6 protein-coding genes are annotated in these 5,521 nt (G+C 56.1%); all 6 read right to left on the minus strand.

Annotation, left to right across the window (positions count from 1 at the left end):
• The coding region (gene mutY / locus AC2VLY_RS15390; protein WP_486922580.1) for an A/G-specific adenine glycosylase at nt 1–1,081 on the minus strand (1,081 nt) is incomplete at its 3' end.
• Nucleotides 1,078–2,316, minus strand: coding sequence for an AsmA family protein (locus tag AC2VLY_RS15395; RefSeq protein WP_486893149.1), 1,239 nt, complete (start codon nt 2,314–2,316; stop codon nt 1,078–1,080). The genes AC2VLY_RS15395 and mutY, both read right to left, overlap by 4 nt.
• Nucleotides 2,317–2,347: 31 nt before the next feature.
• Nucleotides 2,348–4,060 (minus strand): phosphoenolpyruvate--protein phosphotransferase, encoded by a 1,713-nt coding sequence (ptsP, locus tag AC2VLY_RS15400; RefSeq protein WP_300249968.1) that lies wholly within the window; start codon nt 4,058–4,060, stop codon nt 2,348–2,350.
• Nucleotides 4,057–4,329 (minus strand): HPr family phosphocarrier protein, encoded by a 273-nt coding sequence (locus AC2VLY_RS15405; RefSeq protein ID WP_486922581.1) that lies wholly within the window; start codon nt 4,327–4,329, stop codon nt 4,057–4,059. The genes ptsP and AC2VLY_RS15405 overlap by 4 nt, the downstream gene beginning before the upstream one ends.
• 129 nt (nt 4,330–4,458) lie before the next feature.
• A complete protein-coding gene (locus tag AC2VLY_RS15410; RefSeq protein WP_193651204.1) occupies nt 4,459–4,866 on the minus strand; it encodes a PTS sugar transporter subunit IIA in 408 nt (135 codons plus the stop codon).
• The coding region (locus AC2VLY_RS15415; RefSeq protein ID WP_486922582.1) for an RNase adapter RapZ at nt 4,863–5,521 on the minus strand (659 nt) is incomplete at its 5' end. The genes AC2VLY_RS15415 and AC2VLY_RS15410, both read right to left, overlap by 4 nt.

The following is a 5,521-nucleotide window of genomic DNA, read 5'->3' on the forward strand; positions in this document are numbered from 1 at the left end:
GGGTTGGCAATCCTTCTGCCAGGGCATTTTCCCGAGTAAACCAACGTCCTGTCAAAATCTGATCTGCGACACCCGGCACAATTTGATCGTCTTGCACAGTCGCGAGAATGCAGCGGAAGTGTAATTGAAAATGGGTAAATACATGCTTCTGAAGTATTTTCAGCGCCTTTACTTCTACGGTAAGGCCATGGCGGAGGGCACAGAACTGTCGTACCCGTTCGCGCAGCAGGATCCCATCGGCAAGAGCCTTTTGCTGATCATCACAAAGGAAGGGGAGCGCTGAACCTTCCGGATTTAATTGAGGCAGACACCAAAGCCCGCCCCATATGCCAGAATCCGGTCTTTTTTCGAGAAATATCTGTCCACTACGATCTTCTAACTGCAGAAAAAAAACGCAGCGAACGGGTTTTTCCGGCTTGCGGGTGGGCAGCGGCAGTTGTTCACTCAACCCACCCGCATAAGCCAGGCAACGCCGTTGTAAGGGGCATGCGTCGCAGTGAGGATGCCGTGGAACGCAAATCATTGCGCCGAAGTCCTGAATGGCCTGATTGTATGTGTGGGCATCAGCGGGCGTCAGTGCCTCAGCCAGCTTCCACAAATGCTGCAGGGTTTTGCTGGCCTTGGGATCGCTACGAATGGCCTGGGTCCGGATCAGGACACGACGGGCATTGGCATCGAGAATAGGGCGTTGCTGGGCAAAAGCACTGGCCAGTACTGCAGCAGCCGTACTGCGCCCCACTCCCGGGAGACTTTCTGCACTTTCCGGCGTATCGGGAAATTCACCCGCAAAATCCGTCATGATTTTTTGCGCAGCACGTTGGGCGTTGCGGGCCCGGGCGTAGTAGCCCAAACCGCTCCACAAGGCCAGCACCTGATCCTGGGGCGCAACAGCCAAAGCCTCCCAATTGGGCAGGGCGTCCAGAAACCGCTGGTAATAGGGCTTGACACTTTCCACCTGGGTTTGCTGCAACATGATTTCCGCAAGCCACAAGCGATAACTGTCCCGGGTTTGTCGCCAGGGCAGACCATGGCGGCCATTTTCGCCGTACCAGTCCAGCAATATGTCGGCAATCTGCATCATGGTTTCCGACTACGGATAAGCACGTCCTCCGCCCGGATTTTTCCCCAGATCAGCTGCCCGATCTGCAGCGAGCCGGTGATCGGCCAGGTTGCGGGAAGCCTGGGTAGTACGGCCCCTGGACCCGGTTTGGGCGCGGGGAGATAGGCACCAAGGTCCAGGCGCTGCATCTTTAAGTCCAGATGAATTTCCAGGGGTTGCCAGGTTCCCGTAATATTTCCAGACCAGGGACTGCTATCCAGCAGACCATGGCGGATGGTCCAGTCGAAACGGGGATTTTTCCAGATCAGTTTACCGCTCATCTTGAAATATCGCGGGACCTTGGGGTTCGTCAATTTCGGCCAGGATAATCCCCATTTTTTAGCCAACTCCGGCAGGTGCTCTGCGCTTACGACATAACTTGTCTGACCGGTCCATTGCGCCCAGGAAAAACGGGCATTATCAACGCGAATGTGGAAATCTGACCCCGCTTGCACCGTTGCGCTGTGCATCGCAATTTTTTGCAGCCCTGGCTGAGCCTGTAAATCCTCCAGCGAACACTCCATCCGCTGCTCATGATTACCTCGCCAATGGACTTGCAGCGCGGGAATCTGCAGAACTTTATCCTGAATTTCTAGGCGCGGCATCTGGAGCCTCAGGGCATCGGGAACCTGACGAGTGCCAACCAGCAATTGCAAATTGCGCAGAGAAAGTCCGCTTGTGGAGTGAATACCCATTTGCAGACGGCCTTGACCCGCATGTTGATTCCAGAACCAGCGTCCTGTAGCGGTTCCGGCACCAGAACGAGGGAAACTGGCCTGCACATCGGACAGTTGCAATACATGTCCCGCCAGACCAGACCAGCGCAAACTGCCATCGCGGATCTGGATGTCTCCCGGCAGACTGACATGCATATTGGCGGAAGAAGCTGCCGAGCCCGGGCTGGCTGGCCAGGGACCATACACAGAAGGCTGATCCAGAAAAATCTGCTGGATTTTTACATGCCCGGTAAGCAGGGGTCGCCAAAGCAAGCTCAACATCAGTCGCCGTAACTGCAAGCGGGGCTGCGCTTGTGTTCCGATCCGCAAGCCTTGCAGGGTCACCTGCAATTGCTGCTTGCCCCAATAAAAGCGGGGATTAGCCTGCAGGTTTACGGGGGCCTGCAGGCGGGTAGCGAGAATTTCTTCCAGAACAATTCGGGGGCCACCGATGAACCAGAAAACAAACATTCCGATCACCAGCAGCATCAGGAGCAGCATCAGACCTACCCCTATACGGCGCATTGGTGATCTAGCTATGTCCGGTCTCCAGGGCCACAGAAAAATCTCCTGCCAGAGCACCCATTGCCAACTGTTCGGCTTCGGCAATGGATGTCTGGCGGATAATTTCCTTCACCTCGGGGATTGCGCCCGGGTACATACTGAATTCCCGCAAACCCAAGCCCAGCAGTAATGGCGTAAAAGCCGGATTGGCCGCCATTTCGCCACACATGGCTACCGGAATACCTTTGGCGCGCCCGGCAGCAATGGTGTGCTGAATCAAAGCCAGGACGCCGACGTGCAACGGATCAAAAAGATCATTGACATCATCATCGCCACGATCAACCGCTAGGGCATATTGAATAAGATCGTTGGTCCCGATGGAGAAAAAATCGGCACAACCGGCAAAATAGTGCGCAGCCATGGCCACGGCGGGCACTTCTACCATAATCCCGAGAGGCATATCCGGATCACAGGGCAGTCCCTCGCCACGCAATTCTGCCTGCAATTCACTTACCAGCGCCCGGCTTTGCAGCAATTGGCTCATACTGCTGAGCATCGGCAGCATCAAACGCACCGGCCCCAGGGCCGAAGCCCGCAATATGGCCCGCAAATGCGGGCGAAACCACTCGGGACGACGCAGACAAAGGCGTAGTCCGCGCAAACCCAAAGCCGGATTCAGGGCATTATGTGTGGTCGTTTCGTCGTCACTTAACCCCTTGTCGGCACCAATATCCAACGAGCGGATGGTCACGGGGGCTCCCGCCATTTCGGTCACAACCCGGGAAAAGGCCTGATACTGCTCTTCTTCATCAGGAATATCGGGACGATTCATAAACAGAAACTCACTGCGATACAAACCCACACCATCGGCATTCATGCGCCTCACCAGACTGGAGTCGTCCGGTAATTCGATGTTGGCCCGCAAATGAATTTCCACACCATCGGCAGTAATGGCGGGCAGATCCCGTTGTTCTTCCAGAAGACGGCGGCGGCGCTGCCGTTGCTCCTGTAAGCCTTGATATTGGCGCAGTACCAGCGCGTCCGGTGCCACCAGAATAATGCCCTGATCACCATCGACAATGACCATGTCGCCGCTGCGTAGCAGACGACTGGCAGAATGGGCGCCAACGACTGCTGGCAGTCCAAGACTCCGTGCGAGAATGGCGGCGTGCGAGTTCGCAGCACCAAAGTCGGTCACCCAGGCCAGGACCTTGTCCTTTTTCATGAGCACGGTATCAGCAGGGCTCAACTCTTCGGCAATGATGATCTGTCCTTCCGCACTCTGCAGCGTCGGCGGCTCCCAGCCGACGAGCTGCCTTAACACCCTATCGGTCACCTGAATAATGTCTTCCCGCTTGGCACGCAGGTAGGCGTCTTCCATGCGGTCAAAAATTTCCAGCAGACGCTCCCGTTCCAGCTGAATGGCCCAGGCCGCATTGCGGTGATCTTCACGAATGGAGCGTAACGGCCTTTCCCGCAAGGCTGGGTCATCCAGCATCAGGAGATGCGCATCAATAAACAGGCGGGTATCCTGGGGTGCGTCGGCAGGAATCACGTCCCGTACCGCAAAAAGTTCATCACGGGCACTGCTGAGAGCTGCACGTAAGCGCAGCACTTCTGCCTCCACAGCTTCTGGAGCCAGAAGATGTTCGGGAATATCCAGCGTCGTCGGCTCCAGCACCAGCGCTGTGCCAATCGCAATGCCACCAGAAGCCCCTATACCTGCCAGTTCAAAACTCATGCCTCTTCCCCGAATCGGTCCTTAGCCAGCGCCAGCAAGGCATCGGCACAAGCCTGCTCTCCCTCTCCTTCGGTTTCCAATGTCAGAATGGTTCCCTGGGCTGCCGCCAGGGTCATCAAGCCCATGATACTTTTACCATTGACCCGCTGAGCATCGCGCTCCAGCCAGACAGCACAGGGGTAACGTGCCGAAAGACTGACAAACTTCGCCGAAGGCCGGGCATGCAAGCCCAACGAATTAATAACAGGATAGTCAACACGGACCGTCACAACACTCACCCCCTGACAACAAGGTCAGACTCAAATGTTTTCAGCATAACCCGACCGCGAAGGTGCGACCATAGCGCCGACAACACCGGGTATTGTGGCGAATGACCGCTACCCGTTCCAGGCTTATGTTCAGGTACGCGGCGCAGCACGCAGAGCAAGAATATCCACAACGCCCTGCACAGCCCCATCCAAGGCCCCCTGACGGGCTGCGGTCAGACCTTCTTCGCGCCGCGATAAAGCCCGCAGCAGCATCGCCAGATTCAAACCGCTGATGGCTGCCACGCGGTCTTCGGGAAGAATTGCCGGAATCAGGTTTGCCGGGGTTGCTCCGTAAAGATCGTTGAGAATCAGCATGGCATCGCCTTCCGGCAGTTTTTCAATGAATTCCCACAGGCGCCTGCGCCCGGTTTCGGGATTAGCGTCGGGCAAAATCTCCACAACTTCGACGGCTGCTGGCATGGTCCCGAAAATATGTTCCAGGGTATTGGCAAATGCCACGCCCATACCTGCATGGGTCAGCAGAACAAGGTGAATCATGTCAAAGTCTCGGTGACATTCAGTTCACGATGCTGAATCAGAATGCGTTGGCCTTTACCCAATAATTCGCGTGCCAGAACTTCCACCATGTACACACTGCGGTGCTGTCCCCCCGTACAACCCAGGGATACCGTCACATAATTACGATGTTCCCGGGCAAAGGGGGGTAACCACACCTGCAAAAAACTCCGCAAGGATCCCAGCGCTGTCTGTAGCTCTGGACGCCCTGCCAAAAAAGCCTGTACGGCAGCATCACGCCCCGTTAAAGCCCGCAACTCCAGATCATAGTGCGGATTGGGCAAGGCGCGCAGATCAAACACAAAATCAGAATCCAGTGGCAGCCCCCGCTTGAAGGCAAAAGACTGCAGCAGCAATACCAAACCGCCATAGTGCTGCGACGCCAGACTCCAGGCCTGCACCCGCAGGCGCAACTGGTGGGTGTTGATTCGGGAAGTATCCAGCCTTTTGTCTGCCATATCAGCGAGAGGTTGTACCATTTCCCGCTCTCTTTGCAGAGCTTTCAGCAGGGATTCACCGGGAGTAGCCGCATTGTCATCAGTCAGGGGATGGCGGCGGCGGGTTTCACTGTAGCGCTGCAACAGGGTGTCTTCGCCCGCTTCCAGAAACAAAATACGTGGATGCAGTCCATACGCAA

The sequence above is a fragment of the Acidithiobacillus sp. TH-A36 genome (assembly GCF_057473445.1).